The organism is Falsirhodobacter sp. 1013, assembly GCF_051195255.1.
Lineage (GTDB): Bacteria > Pseudomonadota > Alphaproteobacteria > Rhodobacterales > Rhodobacteraceae > Falsirhodobacter.
This window is the reverse complement of the sequence record NZ_JBNJLK010000001.1, coordinates 226,695-243,345: the sequence shown is the minus strand read 5'-3', so window position 1 is coordinate 243,345 and position 16,651 is coordinate 226,695. Positions and strand designations below refer to the sequence as shown.

The 16,651-nt window shown below is 66.5% G+C and carries 10 protein-coding genes and 1 pseudogene; 6 read left to right on the top strand and 5 right to left on the bottom strand.

Annotation, left to right across the window (positions count from 1 at the left end; translation table 11 throughout):
• Positions 1–30 precede the first annotated feature (30 nt).
• Both ACSHZY_RS01285 and ACSHZY_RS01280 read left to right on the top strand, forming a co-directional pair.
• Positions 31–614, top strand: a pseudogene (locus tag ACSHZY_RS01285) (LysE/ArgO family amino acid transporter).
• A complete protein-coding gene (locus ACSHZY_RS01280) occupies positions 607–1,476 on the top strand; it encodes a DMT family transporter (protein WP_435164356.1) in 870 nt (289 codons plus the stop codon). The pseudogene ACSHZY_RS01285 and the gene ACSHZY_RS01280 overlap by 8 nt, the downstream one beginning before the upstream one ends.
• On the opposite strand, the gene glgX is transcribed toward ACSHZY_RS01280, so the two are convergent.
• The 3 genes from glgX to treY all read right to left on the bottom strand — a co-directional run bounded on the left by glgX (position 1,461) and on the right by treY (position 7,074).
• Complete coding sequence (gene glgX / locus ACSHZY_RS01275; RefSeq protein WP_435164354.1) at positions 1,461–3,500, bottom strand: glycogen debranching protein GlgX; 2,040 nt, start codon at positions 3,498–3,500, stop codon at positions 1,461–1,463. The genes ACSHZY_RS01280 and glgX overlap by 16 nt on opposite strands.
• Positions 3,500–4,720 carry a sugar phosphate nucleotidyltransferase gene (locus tag ACSHZY_RS01270; protein WP_435164353.1) on the bottom strand — a complete coding sequence of 407 codons (1,221 nt, stop codon included), beginning with the start codon at positions 4,718–4,720 and terminating at the stop codon, positions 3,500–3,502. The genes glgX and ACSHZY_RS01270 overlap by 1 nt, the downstream gene beginning before the upstream one ends.
• Before the next feature lie 119 nt (positions 4,721–4,839).
• A complete protein-coding gene (treY, locus tag ACSHZY_RS01265; RefSeq protein WP_435164352.1) occupies positions 4,840–7,074 on the bottom strand; it encodes a malto-oligosyltrehalose synthase in 2,235 nt (744 codons plus the stop codon).
• Between the two features lie 105 nt (positions 7,075–7,179).
• On the opposite strand from treY, the gene ACSHZY_RS01260 reads away from it, so the two are divergent.
• From ACSHZY_RS01260 to ACSHZY_RS01250, 3 genes are all read left to right on the top strand, one after another.
• Entirely contained in the window at positions 7,180–7,839 is a 660-nt protein-coding gene (locus tag ACSHZY_RS01260) for a hypothetical protein (protein ID WP_435164350.1), read from the top strand.
• A 210-nt stretch (positions 7,840–8,049) separates the two neighbouring features.
• Positions 8,050–9,270 (top strand): putative DNA modification/repair radical SAM protein, encoded by a 1,221-nt coding sequence (locus ACSHZY_RS01255; RefSeq protein WP_435164349.1) that lies wholly within the window; start codon positions 8,050–8,052, stop codon positions 9,268–9,270.
• Positions 9,267–10,685, top strand: coding sequence for a UdgX family uracil-DNA binding protein (locus ACSHZY_RS01250; protein ID WP_435165422.1), 1,419 nt, complete (start codon positions 9,267–9,269; stop codon positions 10,683–10,685). The genes ACSHZY_RS01255 and ACSHZY_RS01250 overlap by 4 nt, the downstream gene beginning before the upstream one ends.
• A gap of 33 nt (positions 10,686–10,718) precedes the next feature.
• Here ACSHZY_RS01250 and ACSHZY_RS01245 read toward each other — a convergent pair whose 3' ends face one another.
• Both ACSHZY_RS01245 and ACSHZY_RS01240 read right to left on the bottom strand, forming a co-directional pair.
• A complete protein-coding gene (locus tag ACSHZY_RS01245; RefSeq protein ID WP_435164348.1) occupies positions 10,719–12,917 on the bottom strand; it encodes a mechanosensitive ion channel domain-containing protein in 2,199 nt (732 codons plus the stop codon).
• An 80-nt stretch (positions 12,918–12,997) separates the two neighbouring features.
• Positions 12,998–13,987 carry a zinc-binding metallopeptidase family protein gene (locus ACSHZY_RS01240; RefSeq protein ID WP_435164346.1) on the bottom strand — a complete coding sequence of 330 codons (990 nt, stop codon included), beginning with the start codon at positions 13,985–13,987 and terminating at the stop codon, positions 12,998–13,000.
• Between the two features lie 147 nt (positions 13,988–14,134).
• Here ACSHZY_RS01240 and ACSHZY_RS01235 point away from each other — a divergent pair, with 147 nt between their 5' ends.
• Entirely contained in the window at positions 14,135–16,636 is a 2,502-nt protein-coding gene (locus tag ACSHZY_RS01235) for a cation:proton antiporter (protein WP_435164345.1), read from the top strand.
• Positions 16,637–16,651 lie beyond the last annotated feature (15 nt).

The window sequence follows — 16,651 nt, the reverse complement described above, 5'->3', positions numbered from 1 at the left end:
CGGCATGGCTGAAGGAAGCGTGAACACAGCATGATCTCCGGTTTTCTGACCTCCTTGTTCCTGATCCTGGCGATCGGGGCGCAGAGCGCCTTCGTGCTGCGTCAGGGGTTGCGGCGCGAACATGTGGGTACGGTCGTGCTGTGGTGCGCGCTGTCAAACGCGGTGCTGATCACGACCGGGGTGGCGGGGTTCGGCGCGGTGGCGCGGGCCGTGCCGTGGCGGGTGATGCTGTATGCCGGGGCAGGGTTGCTGCTGGTTTATGGCGCGCTGCGGTTCCGCGCCGCTTGGCAGGGCACCGGCGCACTGGATCCGGCAGCTGCGGCGCCCGTGTCTCTGGGCAGCGTTGTCGCCACCTGCCTTGCCCTGACCTGGGCCAACCCGCATTCTATCTGGACACTTTAGTCCTGATCGGGTCCATTGCGGCGCAGGCCGAAAACCGCGTAACCTTCGGCGCGGGCGCGGTGCTTGCGTCCTTTATGTTCTTCACGCTGCTGGGTTATGGCGCAGGCTGGCTGGCGCCGCTGTTCCGCGAACCGGCCGCCTGGACCCTGCTGGAGATTGCGATGGGCCTTCTGATGTGGACCTTGGCCGCAAGGTTGATCCTGGATGCGTGACCGCCCGGTTCAGGGCATCCTGTGGATGCTGGCCTCGGGCCTTGCCTTTGTCACGGTGAACGGGGCGGTGCGGGCGGCGGGAAGCGATCTTCCTTCGGTCCAGGCGGCGTTCCTGCGGTTCCTGTTCGGGATCATCCTTCTGCTGCCGATGCTGCCCCTCTTGCTGCGGCAACGCTTTTCCGCGCGGATCTGGCGCCTGTTCGCGGTGCGCGGGGTCTTCCACGCCTTGGCCGTCAGCGCGTGGTTCTATGCGATGGTGCACATTCCCATCGCGGAGGTGACGGCGATCAACTACCTCAACCCCGTGCTCGTGACGCTGGGCGGGGCCCTTCTGTTCGGAGAGAAGTTCACGTGGCGGCGGGCCGTGGCCGTGGCCATCGCGCTGGTCGGCACGCTGATCGTGCTGCGCCCCGGCCTCCGGGCGATCGAATCCGGTCACGTGGCGCAGCTGTTCGCCGCCTGCATGTTCGCCGGCAGCTACCTGTCCGCGAAAAGGTTGAGCGGCGAAATTTCGGCGGGACTGATCGTGGCGATCATGTCGGTCAGCGTGACGATCCTGCTGGCCCCGCCCGCGCTGATGGTCTGGGTGACGCCGTCGCAAGGCGACCTCGCGTTCCTCGCGATGTCGGCCGTCTTCGCCACGCTGGCCCATTACTGCATGACCCGGGCGTTCGACTGCGCCCCTGTGACGGTGACGCAGCCGGTGGTGTTTCTTCAGCTCGTCTGGGCGACGATGCTGGGCGCCATCGTCTTTGGCGAGGCCGTGGACATCTACGTCCTGCTGGGCGGCGGGCTGATCATCTCGTCCATCGCCTACATGGCGTGGCGCGACGCCGCCCGCGCCCGTCAGGCGCGGACGTAGGCGCTGGAGGACTGCCAGTTCAGCTGAACGGCCCCGCTGCACGGTTCCTGACAGGCGACGGGGTCCAGCGCGGTGTCGATGCGCTTGATCCAGTCGCCTTCGGGCAGCGTGAACGTTCCTTCATCTCCGGCGTTCAGGATCAGGAACACCTCGGCCGTGGGGGTGATCAGGTTCATCCCGATCACTTCCAGCCCGGCATCGGCCCAGTCGCCTTCGGCCATCTCGCGGCCTTCGGGATGGTGCCAGGTCACCGTGGGACCGTCCATGCCGCTTTCGGGGCCAGTGGCCCAACGGATGCGGGCCAGGCCCGTTTCCTTGCGGAAGGCCATGAGGTCGGCCACCGCTTGGGTGATGTTATCGCGCGCCTTGTCCCAATGCAGCCAGGCCGTCTCGCTGTCCTGGCAATAGGCGTTGTTGTTGCCGTTTTGCGTCTGGCCGAATTCGTCGCCCGCCAGGATCATCGGGACGCCCTGGCTGAAGAACAGCGATCCCAGCATCGCCTTCACCCGGCGTTCGCGGGACGCGTTGACGCCTTCATCCTCGGTCGCGCCTTCGATGCCCATGTTGTCGGAGATGTTGTGGTCGTGGCCGTCGCGCCCCTCCTCGCCATTCGCCTCGTTGTGCTTTTCGTTGTAGGACACGGTGTCCCACAGCGTGAAGCCGTCATGCGCCGCCAGGAAGTTGATGGAACTGGTGGCCGGACGGTGCGAATGGTTGAACTGCACCGGAGAGCCGGTGAGCCGCTGGCTGACATCGGGCACGAGGCCGCCCTGACGTTTCCAGAAGGCGCGCAGGTCATCGCGGGCCTTGTCGTTCCATTCGCGGAACGGCCAGGGGAAGCCGCCCACCTGATAGCCGCCTTCGCCCACGTCCCACGGTTCGGCGATCAGCTTCACCTTGGACAGGATCGGGTCCTGACGGATGGCCGCGAAGAACGCGCCGTCCCGTTCGAAGCCCTGCGATTCACGGCCGAGGGTCGAGGCCAGGTCGAAGCGGAAGCCATCCACATGCATCACCTGCACCCAGTAGCGCAGCGAATCCAGCACCATGCGCAGCACCATCGGATGCGCCACGTTCAGCGTGTTGCCCGTGCCGGTGGTGTCGAAGGAATGGCGCGGGTTGTCGGGCGACAGCACGTAATAGGAGGCATTGTCGATGCCCTTGAAGGACAGGGTCGGCCCACGCTCGTTCCCTTCAGCGGTGTGGTTGTAGACCACGTCGAGGATGACCTCGATCCCCGCGCGGTGCAGCTTCTGGATGGCGGCCTTCACCTCGCGCGGCTTACCGGATTTGAGGTAGCCGCGATGGGGCGCGAAGAACAGAAGCGAGTTGTAGCCCCAGTAGTTGTTCAGCCCCTTTTCCTGCAGGTGACGGTCGTGCAGGAAGCCGTGGATCGGCAGCAGCTCCAGCGCAGTGGCGCCGATGCGGTGCAGGTGGTCGATCACCGCGTCCGAGGCGAGGCCCGCGAAGGTGCCGCGATCCTCCTCGGGGACGCCCGGGTGCAGCTGCGTCAGGCCCTTCACATGGCCTTCGACGATCAGGCTGTCATACCAGCGGTATTGCAGCGTCCAATCCGCGTCCCAGTCGAAGTCCGGATCGGTGACCACGGCCTTCGGCATGAAGGGGGCGGAGTCACGCTCGTCGAAGGTCAGGTCGTCGCCGGGCAGGGCATAGCCGAACAGCGCGTCGTCCCAGACCGTATGGCCGATCACTTCGCGGGCATAGGGGTCCAGCAGCAGCTTGTTGGGGTTGAAGCGGTGGCCCTTTTCCGGCTCGTACGGGCCATGGACCCGGTAGCCATAGGCCTGGCCCTTGCGGACGCCGGGAAGGTATCCGTGCCAGATGCCGCCTTCCATCAGGGGCATGTCGAGGCGCTGAATCTCGTTCTCGCCGGTTTCGTCGAAAAGGCAAAGTTCGATGCGGGTGGCGTTTTCGGAGAAGATGGCGAAGTTGGTGCCATCGGCATCCACCTCCGCGCCCAGAACGTCCGAGCGGGAAGCCTCACGGTCAAAGGCGAATGTCATTAGATGCGGCCTGAATTAAGGGTGGCGGAAGAATGGATGCGGGTCCGCGCAGCGGTGCGCTGATCCAGCATGGATTGCGTAACAAGGGTGGTGCCCGCGCTGGTGACGCGGAACCAGCGGGCGTCTTCGGCCATGTCCTCGCCCACAGTCAGGTCGCCGGGGACCATGGTTCCGGCGGCGACGACGGTGCGCGTCAGTCGCGCGCCGGGTTCGATGCGGGCGCCGGGCATCACCACGGTGTCGTCTAGCATCGTCCAGCGACGGGTGCCCGAGGCGGGGGGCGTCAGCGTCAGGCTGCCCGCACGCAGGGCGTGGCCGTAGAAGCCATCATGGCCGGGGTCCAGATCGCGCCGCAGGCCGACGCTTTCGGGCAGGCGGCACCGGGCATGGCCGTCGCGCAGGTCGATCCAGGTGCGGCGGAAGGCATCCAGCGTGCCGACATCGCGCCAATAGGGGGCGCGGCCTTCGGCATCGACCGGACGGGTGTGGGCATAGGCGTGGCCGGAGGCGACGGCGCGGGGCAGGATGTCCTTGCCGAAATCGTGGCCGGACCGCAGATTGGCCATGTCCTCCACCAGAACGGGCTTCAGCCAGCGCCAGCTGAAGACATAGATGCCCATGCTGGCCAGCGCGCGCGACGGATCGCCCGGCATGTGCGGCGGATCGGCGGGCTTTTCGACGAACATGCGGATGCGGCCGTCCGCGTCCGTGCCCATCACGCCAAAGCCCGACGCGTCGCGCAGCGGAACTGCGTCCACGGCCACGGTCGCGTCGGCGCAGGTCATGCGGTGGTCGGCAATCATGGCGGTCAGGTCCATGTCATAGACATGATCGCCCGCCAGGACCACGATCTCCTCGGCGCCCGAGGCGTCGATTTCGGCGATGTTCGCCGACAGAACGGAGGCGGTTCCAGTGTATCCGGCCGCATGGCCGGTGACCGTCGGGCCATGCCGCAGCGACAGGGTGTCGAAGGCCTGGCCCCAACGGTGGCGCATGTGCATGTTCAGCGTTTCGGGGCGGTACTGGGTGCCCACGATCATGTTGCGGATGCCGGCGCGCACAGCCCCGGCCACCGTGAAATCGACGATGCGGCGGGTGTCGCCGAAGGGAAGGGCAGGCTTGCATTCGGCCTGGGTGAGTTCGTACAGGCGCGATCCTTGGCCCCCGGCCAGTAGAACGCCCAGCGTCCGGCTGAAATCGATCATGTGGGGGGTGTTCATCGCTTCAGCCTCCGTGCATCTGGACCGAGGAAGAACATCCTGATCACGCACAAGTTCCGTCCGCCCGCGCGAATTTCGCGCGGGTTTGGCCCAAATGTCACAGCCGCCGTGCAGGGGTGCTACACCTCCGTCCAGTGGATGCTGACGGCCCCGGTGCCGGAGGCGACGTTTCCGGGTGCAAGCTCCGTCCCGTCCAGCGCCACGACCACCTCCAGCCGCCCCGCGCCTTCGCGAACAAGGCGCAGCCGGTTCGGTTCCGGCGCGTCGGCATGGGCGGAGGCGTTTTCGAAGAACGCAGGGTGTGCCTGCCGCAGCCCCATCATCGTGCGGGTCAGCCGGGCCTTCGGCGTGTCCAGCGTGTCCAGCAGCGTGTAATCGACCGGCAATCGGTTGTCCGGGTCGGTCAGGTGGTACGAAAGGGACTCGGTTCCTTGATACAGATAAGGGATGCCCGGCATGGCGAACTTCAGCGCGACCTGCGCCATGCTCATCTGCTCGGCCCGGCGCATCAGGACCGTGGCCGCCTCGGGAAGATGGGCAGTCCAACGGGCCAGAAGCGCGGCGGCGAAGGCCTGGGCCTTGCCTTCGGCCTCCTCGCGCGGGTGGGTCCAGTTGGTGATCTCCTTCGCTTCGCGCATGGCCTTTTGCAGGTGGTCGCGCAGGCGGGTGCCCAGATCGTCGCGGTCCTGCCAGACGGCCAGCAGGGTCTGCACGATGAACCAGCGCAGGTTCGGATCGACGCCCTCCGCCTCGGGGAGGGTGGTCGACTCCTGCCACAGCGACTGGAACTGGCGGGGCAGGTGGCTGATGGCCACAAGGCGCATCCGCGCATCCTCGGCCCGCTTGGTGTCGTGGGTGGAGGTCAGGTTCACATGGCTGGGCGCCATGCCCTGCAGGAAGGCGTCGAAACCGGCGACGTCCAAGGTCGCCTCGTCCGGAAGGCCACCCACTTCGTTCGTGGCCAGATAGCGGTTCCAGCGGAAGGCGGCCGTGTCCTCGTGCGACTTCGCCAGAAGCGCGCCTGTCACCTGCTGGAAGCGCATGCGGAAGCGCTCCGCCTCGGGCGTGGGAGCGGTCAGGATCGCTTCCACCAGCAGGCGCGCCACGCGGTCTGTGCGCAGGTCCTGCGCGGCGGCGGCCAGCGTCTCCTCCATGATCCGGCGGTCTTCGTCCCGCGCGGTGTCGGCGTTGAAATAGGTGCGGTAGCGGGGGAAGTGGCGCAGCAGGGCCACGATCGCCTCGCGCAGCCAGGCGTCGCCCGCTTCGGCCTTCGGACCCACGGCGGCGCGGCCCAGTTCCACCAGTTGCAGCAGCTCGGCGGCCAGATCGCCTTCGATCACCTCTTCCTTGGCAAGGTCCAGCGCGGTTTCGAAATCGCCGGTCCGGCCGGTCGCCTCGCGCCACATCGTGTCGATGGCCTCGAAGCCTTTCGCATCCGTCAGCACGCGGGCCAGGGCGCGGGCGGATTCGTAGCCGGTGGTGCCCATGGTCTTCCATTCGGCGGGCAGGCATTCCGGCCCGGTCAGGATCTTTTCGACCCAGACCGGGGTGTCGGGCAGCGCGGCCGCCAGCCGATCCAGATACTGCTTCGGATCGGCCAGACCGTCGATATGGTCCACGCGCAGGCCCTGCACCTCGCCGGATCGGACAAGATCGAAGATCAGGGCGTGGGTGTCTTCGAAGACCTTCTCATCCTCCACCCGCATGCCGATCAGGCCGGTGACGTTGAAGAAGCGGCGATGGGTGATGCTGTCGCGCTCCATCTCCCAGAATGTCAGTCGGTAGGCCTGATCCTCGTGCACCTTGGCGATGTCGTCGCCCGCCGTGCCGGGGCGCAGGGGGAAGGACAGGGTGCCATCGGTCAGCTTGTCCTCCTCGATGCGGAAGCGCTCCGCCGCGAAGGGTTCGCCCAGGAAGGGCACGACCAGACGGCCCTTGGACCAATCGATGTCGAAATGGCGGGCATAGCGGCTGTCCTGCCCATGCGTCAGCACGTCCAGAAGCCAGGGGTTTTCCAGGTTGAAGGCGGTGTGGTTGGGCACGATGTCCAGCACGATGGCGATGCCGGCCTCCTTCGCGGCCCGCGCCAGTTCCGAGAAGCCTTCGCGCCCGCCAAGGCTCGCGTCGATGGCGGTCGGATCCGTAACGTCATACCCGTGGGTGGAGCCTTCGGTCGCCTGGAAGATCGGCGACAGATACAGGTGGCTGATCCCCACGCGCTTCAGTCGCGGCAGCAGGTCTATGGCGGTCCGGAACGTGCGGCCCTCGCGCAGAAGCAGATGGTACAGGGCGGTGGGAAGCGGCATGGAAACCTCGGGCAGGGGGCGGGACTGCCTGAGCAACACTTCGCGCATCCGCTGGTTCCTGCGGTTCGCGCCCAGCGGAACTTTTAAGCGGCAGCGGCGGTTGTCCCCCCGATCGCGACGCAGAACCGCGCCGTGAATGAGAAGGAGTTTCGCATGAAGACGCTTGCACTTTCGACCGCAATCCTGGCCCTCGTGTCGGGCGCATCTTTTGCACAAACGGCCCCCGATTCCAGCAACCCGACCACCGGAAGCGGCGCGCAGCAGGCCCCGATGACCGGCAACGAGGCCTCGCCCGCGGCCGATCCGGTCAACACCGGCAACACGGGCGGCGAACCGGCGATGAACTCGACCCAGACGCCGTCGGTCCCGGGTGAATCGGCCCCGCCGAACGCCCAGAACGCGCCTTCGAACACGGCGACCCCGCCCGCCACCACGACGGAGCCACCCGCCGGTTCCAACGCGGCGCCGAATGATCCGGCCGCGGGCGACAGCCTGCCGGGTGCCGCGATGACCCCGCCGGAAGGCTTCACCCCCGTGAAGACGGAAGAGGTCACCGCCGACATGCTGGGCGACATCACGGTCTACGACTCCGAGGAAAGCTCGGTCGGCAAGATCGCGTCCGTGATGCCGGAAACCGGCACGCCGACGCAGGTGATCGTCGATGTGGGCGGCTTCCTGGGCATTGGCGCCAAGCCGGTGTCGCTGAACATTTCGGAGTTGATGGTCTACAAGAAGAACGACGGTGACGAGGTTCGCGCCTACACCACCATGACCGAAGACCAGATCAAGGACCTCCCCGAACACGAGGGATGATCCTTCCGGAGCGTAAGATAATGGCGGCAGGACACCCTGCCGCCATTTCACTTTCACAACACTCGTACACGTTTCACTCGTCAATACGCCTCATCTAGCGCAGGGCGAAAAGAGGGTGAACTGTTAATTAAAGTTAACAACACCTAAATAGCAGACATGGTTTACGGCCCGGATCTTGCAATGCACGCTGCGCGAACATAATATGAACATATGCCCCGCACACTGACCGAAAAACTCGCCATCCTGTCGGACGCCGCGAAATACGACGCGTCCTGCGCTTCCTCGGGCGGGGAGCGGCGGGATTCCCGTGACGGCAAGGGTGTGGGCAGTTCGGGTGGGTCGGGGATTTGCCACGCCTATGCGCCGGACGGTCGCTGCATCAGCCTTCTGAAGATCCTGATGACGAACTTCTGCATCTACGACTGCGCCTATTGCGTGAATCGCGTGTCGTCGAAGGTGGAACGGGCCCGCTTTTCCGTGGAGGAGGTGGTGCGGCTGACGATGGAGTTCTACCGCCGCAACTACATCGAAGGGCTGTTCTTGTCCTCGGGCATCATCCGCAGCCCGGACGACACGATGGCCGATATGGTGCGCATCGCCAAGACCCTGCGCGAGGTGGAGAATTTCCGCGGCTACATCCACCTGAAGACCATCCCCGACGCCTCGCCCGAACTGATCGACGAGGCCGGGAGATACGCCGACCGCCTGTCGATCAACATCGAGCTGCCGACCGAACGGTCGCTCGCCGATCTGGCCCCGGAAAAGTCCGCGCAAGGCATCCGGCAAGCCATGGGCGCCGTCCGCCTGAAGCGCGAGGAGTCGCGCGAGAAGACCCATACCGGCAAGGCGCGGGCGAAGTTCGCGCCGGCCGGCCAGTCGACGCAGATGATCGTGGGCGCCGACGCCGCCGACGATCGCGCCATCCTTGGCAACGCATCGAACCTGTACGCCAATTACGGGCTGAGCCGGGTGTATTACTCCGCTTTTTCCCCCATCCCTGATGCGTCGAAGATGCTGCCCTTGGTGAAGCCGCCGCTGATCCGCGAACACCGCCTGTATCAGGCCGACTGGCTGCTGCGCTTTTACGGGTTCGAGGTGGACGAGGTGGCGGGGCAGGGGATGCTCGACCTTGACGTCGATCCGAAGACCGCCTGGGCCATCGCGCATCGCGAGGCGTTTCCGGTGGACGTGAACCGCGCCACGCGCGAGGCGCTGTTGCGGGTGCCGGGCTTTGGGGTGAAGACGGTGGACCGCATTCTGGACACTCGCCGCCGTGGGCTGGTGCGGTACGAACATCTGGTGGCGATGGGGGCGATCCTGAAGAAGGCCAAGCCCTTCATCACCCTTCCCGGCTGGCAGGCCAAGGGGCTGGAGGTGGCCGACCTGCGCGCCCGCTTCGCCCCGCCCCCGGAACAGCTGAGCCTGTTCTGATGCGGATCGTCCTGCCCGTCATCGGAACGGTGGCGGCCTGGCGCGATCACGTGCGGCGGCTGGCGGCCGAAGGCGTCGCCCCCGAAGGCGTGCGCTGGACCGTGGGGGAGGAGGCGCGCGACCTGCTGGTGCCGGACCTTCCGCCCATTCTCCCGCGTCCATTGAAGATCGGGCGCGAGGCGTTGGATGAGATCGAGACGGCCTTGTGCCATTCCGATTCCGAACGCTTCAACCGCGCGCACGCACTGGTCTTGCGCCTGAACGACGGGCTGGCCTGGGGCGACCGGACCGACCCCGCCCTGCGCAAGCTGATGGAGCAGGCCAAGACCGTCCGCCGCGACATCCACAAGATGCACGCCTTTGTCCGCTTCCGCGAGGTGCCCACCGAAGGCCCCCGCCGCGCCTTTGCCGCGTGGTTTGAACCGGACCATCACATCGTGGAACGTGGAACACCCTTCTTTGCCAAACGTTTTGCCGACATGGACTGGGTGATCGCCACCCCGGCCGTGACGGCGCGGTTCGACGGCACGCTTCACTTCGAGGAAACGGCCGACACCGCCCGCCCGCCGCCGGACGCGACCGAGGATCTGTGGCGCACCTATTACGCCAGCATCTTCAATCCCGGTCGTGTCATGGTGAAGGCGATGCAATCCGAGATGCCGAAGAAATACTGGAAGAACCTGCCCGAGGCGGACCTGATCCCCGACCTGATCCGTGGCGCCGACGCCCGCGTGCGCGAGATGCAGGCCCGCGAGGCCGAGGAAGCGCCCGAACGTCGCCGCGCCGTCGCCCGGACCATGGCCATGCCGGAACGCCTTCAGCCCGAGGCGGGAACGCTGGACGCCTTGCGGGCCGAGGCCGCCGCCTGCACGCGCTGCCCGCTGTATGCGCCCGCCACGCAAACGGTGTTCGGGGAAGGGCCGCGCGACGCGAAGATCATGGTCGTGGGCGAACAGCCCGGCGATCAGGAGGATCTGGCCGGCCGCCCCTTCGTAGGCCCCGCCGGCAAGGTTTTCGACGAGGAGGCAGAGGCCGCGGGTCTGGACCGCCGCCAGCTTTACGTCACCAACGCGGTCAAGCATTTCAAGTTCACGCCGCGCGGCAAGCGCCGCATCCACCAGCGTCCCGACACGGGCGAAATCCGCGCCTGCCACTTGTGGCTGGAAGGCGAACTGGGGCTGATCCGTCCGAAGCTGATCGTGTCCATGGGCGCCACCGCGCTTCAGTCGCTGACGGGCAAGGGGGAAGGCATCCTGAAACGCCGTGGCGGGATCGAGGAGATGAAGGACGGGACGCCGGTTCTTGTCACCGTGCACCCGTCCTATCTTCTGCGCCTGCCCGACCCGGAACTGGCAAAGGTGGAACGGGCGAAGTTCCGCGAGGACCTGGCCCAAGCCGCCCGCTACCTGGATTGAAAAAGCGCCCCAACGGGGCGCTTTTGCTTTGGGTCAGGCCGGGTTCTTCGGAACGACTTTCTCCGGCGCTGCGGCCAGCATCTTCTCGAACCCTTCCGGCAGGTGAAGCTGGCGTTGGGGGAACGGGATCTCGATGTTCCATTCGTCCATGACCTGCTTGACCAGTTCGGTGTAACGACGCCCCACGCCCCAGTGCTTGGCCGGCAGCGTCTTGATGATGACGCGCAGGTTGACCGAATCCGGGCCCAGGCCCATGACGCCCTGCATGTCGAGCGGGGCCGTGACCAACTCGCCGAATTCCGGCTCCTTGATCAGGCGGTCATAGGCTTCCTGAAGGGCCGCCTTGGCGCGCGTGATATCCTCGCGGTACGCGATGCCGACATCCATGATGTGCGCACCGAAGTCACGGGTCATGTTGGTCACCGTCGTGACCGAAGAGAAGGGCACGATGTGGACCGAGCCGTTGCCCGCCCGCAGGCGGACGGTGCGGATGTTCACCTTTTCCACCGAGCCGGACACGGCGCCGACTTCGACCACGTCGCCCACGTTGATCGCGTTTTCCAGCTGGATGAACACGCCTGTGATGACGTCCTTCACCAGCGTCTGCGCGCCAAAACCGACGGCAAGGCCGATGACCCCGGCGCCCGCGATCAGCGGCGCGATGTTGATGCCGATCTGCGACAAGGTGATCATGGTCGCCACGACCACAAGCGCGATGGTGAAGCCATTCCGGAACAGCGCCAGCAGTGTGCGGGTGCGGTTCGTGGCGGATTGGCCGTTGATGCCATGCGTCAGCTTGTATTCGATCCAGCCGTCCACCACGGCCCAGATCACGGCGGCGATCACGGACAGAAGCAGGGCCGACAACACGCGCCACAGCACCGCTTGCGCGATGGGATCGCCCAGAATGCTGCGGCTGACCCAGCCCCAGCCCGACAGCGCCAGCGACAGGGCGAAGAGCATCAGGAAGATGGCCGCGATCCAGGTCAGGATCATCACCACCATGCTGGTGCGCCGTGCCAGCGCCGGCGACAGGGCCAGAAGCGTTTCCGGCAGCGACACGTTTATGTGCGTGGCCGACCGCAGCAGGCGCATGCCCATCAGCAGCAGGAACACGGCAAGGATGGTGTGGACGGTGCCGCGCAGGATCACCGTCTCGATCAGGGCGGGGCGGGTCACGACGATGAACCAGCTGTAGGCGATGTAGATCAGCGTCAGGGCCGGCCAGATGGTCCGCCAGGTCCGCTGCGCGCCCAGGGCCACGGCGGATCCCGCATTTGTTTCGCCGCTGAAGCGGTCGCCACGGGCCAGGTCCAGCGCGCGTGCGATCCGGCGGATGGCGATCACGGCCGCCACGGCGGCGATGGTGGCCACCACGGTCCGCATGGGACGCACGGCGGCAAAGCCCATCCAGATGCGCGTCAGGGGCACCACGAACAGCAGGCCCTGGATGACGATCCCCGACACCATGACCAGGTTGCGATAGATGATGGCCTGCGCCCCGGGCGCCAGAACGCTGAGGGTGGGTTCGTCATCGGCGTGCGGGCTGTTGATGGCCCGCAGGATGACCCGCACCACGCCATAAAGCAGGAACGCGTTGAGGTAGAGCGTCTGAGACGCGCTGGGGCTGCCCGTGTGCGAAAAGACGAAGCTGGCCAGCGCGTATCCGGCCGTCCAGGCCAGAACGATGCCCACCGCCCGCAGCGCGGTGATGAGCAGTGCGGCCCGCGTCCGCCGCCAGAAGCCGGCCGTCGGCGGCGGGGAACGCCGCCCGGCCACGATGTTGGCGCCGCGCATCAGCACGGCGGCGATGACGATCGTGGTGAAGATCGTCATGAACAGCTGGATGGCTTCCATCCGATGGGCCCCGCCCACCTTCAGATCCTGGAAGAGGCCGAGGCTGCCGACCAGTTGCTGCCCGACGCGGGCCAGTTCGCCCGCCACCTCGCGCCCCGCCGCGGCCGTGCTTTCAGCCACCTGCTGGGCCAGCGCGGGGGGCGGCTCGTCCTCGGCCGCAGGGTCGGCGGCGGCGACGGCCGGGTCGGCCTTCAGCGTGTCGATGAGCGCCGTGCGGGCCTGATCATCCTGCAACACGTCCAGAAGGCGTTGAACGGCCTCGTCGGGGGAAATGGCGGGGGTGGTCGGGGTGTCCGTGCCGGGCAGCTGCTGGGCAAGGCCGGCGATGGGCAGCAGCGCGAACATCAGGGCGGCAAGGAGGGTGCGAAGTGACATGTCGCGCCTTTTTGATCTTTTCGTTTTCAGATGGCAGAACCACTGGTCCATGGCCCTGATGGCCTGTTCGGGCCTGTGGTTCAACCCCCGGCAGGGGCCTGTCCGTGGATCAGGTGCAGCATGTAATCCATCTTTGCGGCCACCGGCGGCGGGATCACGAAGGGATAGAAATCGCCATGCCCGATGGATCGGTTCATCGCGTTCAACGCCTCGGCAACCGGGGTCCAGGCGGCCAGCAGGGTTGCCGCGTCGTCAATGGCGTGGGCGTCGGACAGGCCGGTTCCCGACGGATCCACCCCGTGGCTGCGGGCGGTGTCCAGACCGTCCACGATGTGCAGGATATGCGCCCAGGTTTCGGCCCAATCCTCCCACGGATGGGCGGCGGCATAGCTGGAGATGAAGTGCTCCTCCCAGTCGGCGGGCGGCCCTTCGGCATAATGGCGCTGAAGGGCGGCGGCGTAGTCCTGGTTCGCGTCGCCGAACAGGCGGGCGCATTCCGCCTCGCGGCCGGCGTCGCGGATCAGCACCTCCCAGTAGTAATGCCCGACCTCGTGCCGCAGATGGCCCAGAAGCGTGCGATAGGGTTCGCCCATCGCCACGCGCCGCGCCTCACGCTCGTCATCGTCGGCTTCGGCGATGTTCAGGGTAATGGCGCCATCCTCGTGGCCGGTCAGCACGCGCTGGGCCACCGACCCGTCGGGCGCCAGCTGGTCGCCCAGGAACGAAAAGCTCAGTTCCTTGCCCGAAGGCGCGCGGCGGGGTAGGCCCAGCGCGATGAGCGAATAGTAAAGCCGGCGCTTTTCCGTTTCCAGCCGCCGCCAGCGGTCCAGGTTGCCCGGAATGCTCAGGTCCGGTATCACGTGCGAGGAGGCGCAGCATTCGCAAAGGCCTCCGCCTTCGGTCTGCCAGTTGCAGTCGATCAGGTCGCGGTTGCCGCAGGCCCGCGCGTCGTCCAGCGCCACCATCGAGGCGGTGTCCGGATCATAGGCCAGTTGCGTCCCGCAATTGAGGCAGAGCGTGTTCTTGAAATGTGTCCGCTGCTGGCAGACGGGGCAGGAAAATCGTTTCATGTGGGGCTACCTCGGGCTGCGGAAGGAACGGTCCGGTGGCGGCGACGGTTCCCGCGAAGACGAACGCTCGGCTTCTTGTCGCGAAGGCTTGCCCTTTGACGGGAAAGTGGCTTTCACGGGGCAAAAGGATCAGCGTAGAGATTACGGATGGATATCACCCTGATTGTCGGCGTCACCGCGCTGTTGTTCATCGTCATCGCCCTGTCCGAACCGCTGTCGGTGCGGTTGCGATTGCCCTATTCGGTGGTGCTGGCGGTGGTGGGGGCCGCGCTGGGCTCGGCGGCGCTGATCCTGCAGACGATGGATGCGGGCTTCGGCCCTGATCTGCGCGAGGCGCTGGCGCTGCCCATCAAGTCGTCGGTCTTCCTTGTCGTCTTCCTGCCCACGCTGCTGTTCGAGGTGGCGCTGGCCCTGAATGTCCGCCGCATGGTGGATGACTGGGTGCCGATCCTCGTGATGGCCGTTCTGGCCGTGCTGGCGGCCACGCTGGTGATCGGGCTGGCTCTGACGCCGTTCAGCTCGATGCCGCTTGTGGGCTGCCTTCTGCTGGGGGCGATCGTGTCCACCACGGACCCCTCGGCCGTGGTCAGCATCTTCCGCAACGTGGCCGCGCCCCAGCGCCTGATGCGGATCGTGGAAGGCGAAAGCCTGCTGAACGACGCCGCGGCCATCGCGCTCTTCGGCTTCTTCCTGACCTATGTGATGGCCGGCGTGCCGAACCCGACCCTGTTGTCGGGGCTGAGCACGTTCCCATGGCTTCTGGGCGGGGGGCTTCTGGTCGGGCTGGTCGTGGGCCGCGCGGGTGTGGAACTGATGCGCCTGATGCCGGGCCATCCGCTAGCGCAGATCTCGGTCAGCGTGGCGCTGCCCTACATCACCTACATCGCCGCCGAGGAGTTGCACGTGTCGGGCGTGGTGGCCGTGGTGGGCGCGGGGCTCTTGCTGAACCTGTCCGGCCCGTCGCGGCTGGCGCCTTCCACTTGGGCGCAGTTGCGTGAATTGTGGGGGTTGCTGGCGCATTGGGCGGGGGCGCTGATCTTCGTTCTGGCCGCGCTGCTGATCCCGCGCCTTCTGGGGGATGTCCGCTGGCACGACCTGCTGCTGATCCTGATCGTGGCGCTGGCGGCCTTCGCGTCGCGCGCGCTGATCCTGTGGGGGGTGATCCCGGCGCTGCGCGTGCTGAAGCTGTCGCCCCGGGTGGAACCGGCCTATCGGGCCGCGCTGCTGTGGGGCGGGCTGCGCGGGGCCGTGACGCTGGCGCTGGCGCTGGCCGTCACCGAAAACGCGCTGGTCCCCGCGAACATCAAGCGCGAGATCGGGATTCTTGCCACCGGCTACGTGCTGTTCACGCTGTTCGTGCAGGGCACGACCCTGCGCCGCGTGATCCGCCGTCTGGGTCTGGCGCAACTGTCGCCGCTGGATCTGGCCTTGTCGAACCAGGTGATCGCCGTCGCCCTGCAGAACGTCCGCGAGGAAGTGGCCGGCTCGATCCGCGAACATGAACTGTCGCGCGACATCGTCCGGTCCGAGGCCAAGCGGTTCGGCCAGCGGCTGGAAAACGCCGTTCAGCGCGCGGAGTCTACGGACGAGATTCCGGACCGCGAACGCATCACCCTTGGCCTTGTGGCCCTGGCAGTGAGAGAGCGGGAAGAAATCCTGAGCAGCTTCCACGAACAGCTGATCACCCCGCGTCTGGTGGAAGGGATGCTGTCCAACGTCGACTACCTGATCGAACGGACGCGCCAGCAGGGGCGGGACGGATACCGTTCGGCCGCGCGGCGCAGCCTGACGGCGGGGCCGATGGCCAAGATCGCCGTGGTGCTGCACAACCGCCTGCGCCTGTCCGTGCCCTTGGCGAATGTGGTGGCGGATCGGTTCGACACCCTTCTGATCCAGCGCACGATCCTGCGGCACCTGCATGACTACATCGACCAGAAGGTGCGCCGCCTGTATGGCCGACGCGTGTCGGACCTGCTGCACGAACTTCTGAAACGCCGCGAGGAGGAAACGGAGCGGGCGCTGGAAAGCCTTCACCTGCAATACCCTCTTTACACCGAGGAGATGGAGCGTCGCTACATCCGCCGCACCGCCCTTCGGATGGAGGAACGGCAATATGCGGCGCTGCTGGAAGACGGCCTGATCGGACCCGAGCTGCACAAGACCCTGTGCGACACGATCGAGGAGAACCGCGCCCGCAGCCAAGCCCGCCCCCGGCTGGATCTGGCCGTTCACAAGGACGAGCTGATCCGCCAGTTCCCCCTGTTCGCGGGCATGGACGACGACCAGCGCGCGGCGCTGTCCAAGGCGATGTACACCTTCTATGCCCAGCCGGGCGAGATTCTGGTGCGGCGCGGCGATCCGGCGCGGCGCGTGTTCTTCATCGCCTCGGGCGCGATCGAGTCGGAGATCGCGGGCGAGAAGCGCCGTCTGGGCCGGGGCGACATGTTCGGGCAACTGTCGATCCTGCTGCGCAAGACGCGCTCGGCCCAGGTGACCTCCATCGCCTATTCGACGCTGCTGGCGCTGGACGAAAACCGGTTCCGCGACCTTTTGGCCCGGAACCGCGAATTGCAGGAAGCGGTGATCGAAAGCGCACGGGCGCGGGGGGTGCAACTGGACATGGACCTGTTTCCGCCCCTGACCGCCTGAACCGAAAAGGCGCCC

What these genes read in the sequence shown, in the direction of transcription:
- ACSHZY_RS01255 (WP_435164349.1), top strand. Translation starts at nt 8,050, where the DNA reads ATGCCCCGCACACTGACCGAAAAACTCGCCATCCTGTCGGACGCCGCG.
- ACSHZY_RS01270 (WP_435164353.1), bottom strand. Translation starts at nt 4,720, where the DNA reads ATGAACACCCCCCACATGATCGATTTCAGCCGGACGCTGGGCGTTCTA.
- ACSHZY_RS01260 (WP_435164350.1), top strand. Translation starts at nt 7,180, where the DNA reads ATGAAGACGCTTGCACTTTCGACCGCAATCCTGGCCCTCGTGTCGGGC.
- glgX (WP_435164354.1), bottom strand. Translation starts at nt 3,500, where the DNA reads ATGACATTCGCCTTTGACCGTGAGGCTTCCCGCTCGGACGTTCTGGGC.
- ACSHZY_RS01240 (WP_435164346.1), bottom strand. Translation starts at nt 13,987, where the DNA reads ATGAAACGATTTTCCTGCCCCGTCTGCCAGCAGCGGACACATTTCAAG.
- ACSHZY_RS01245 (WP_435164348.1), bottom strand. Translation starts at nt 12,917, where the DNA reads ATGTCACTTCGCACCCTCCTTGCCGCCCTGATGTTCGCGCTGCTGCCC.
- ACSHZY_RS01280 (WP_435164356.1), top strand. Translation starts at nt 607, where the DNA reads ATGCGTGACCGCCCGGTTCAGGGCATCCTGTGGATGCTGGCCTCGGGC.
- treY (WP_435164352.1), bottom strand. Translation starts at nt 7,074, where the DNA reads ATGCGCGAAGTGTTGCTCAGGCAGTCCCGCCCCCTGCCCGAGGTTTCC.
- ACSHZY_RS01235 (WP_435164345.1), top strand. Translation starts at nt 14,135, where the DNA reads ATGGATATCACCCTGATTGTCGGCGTCACCGCGCTGTTGTTCATCGTC.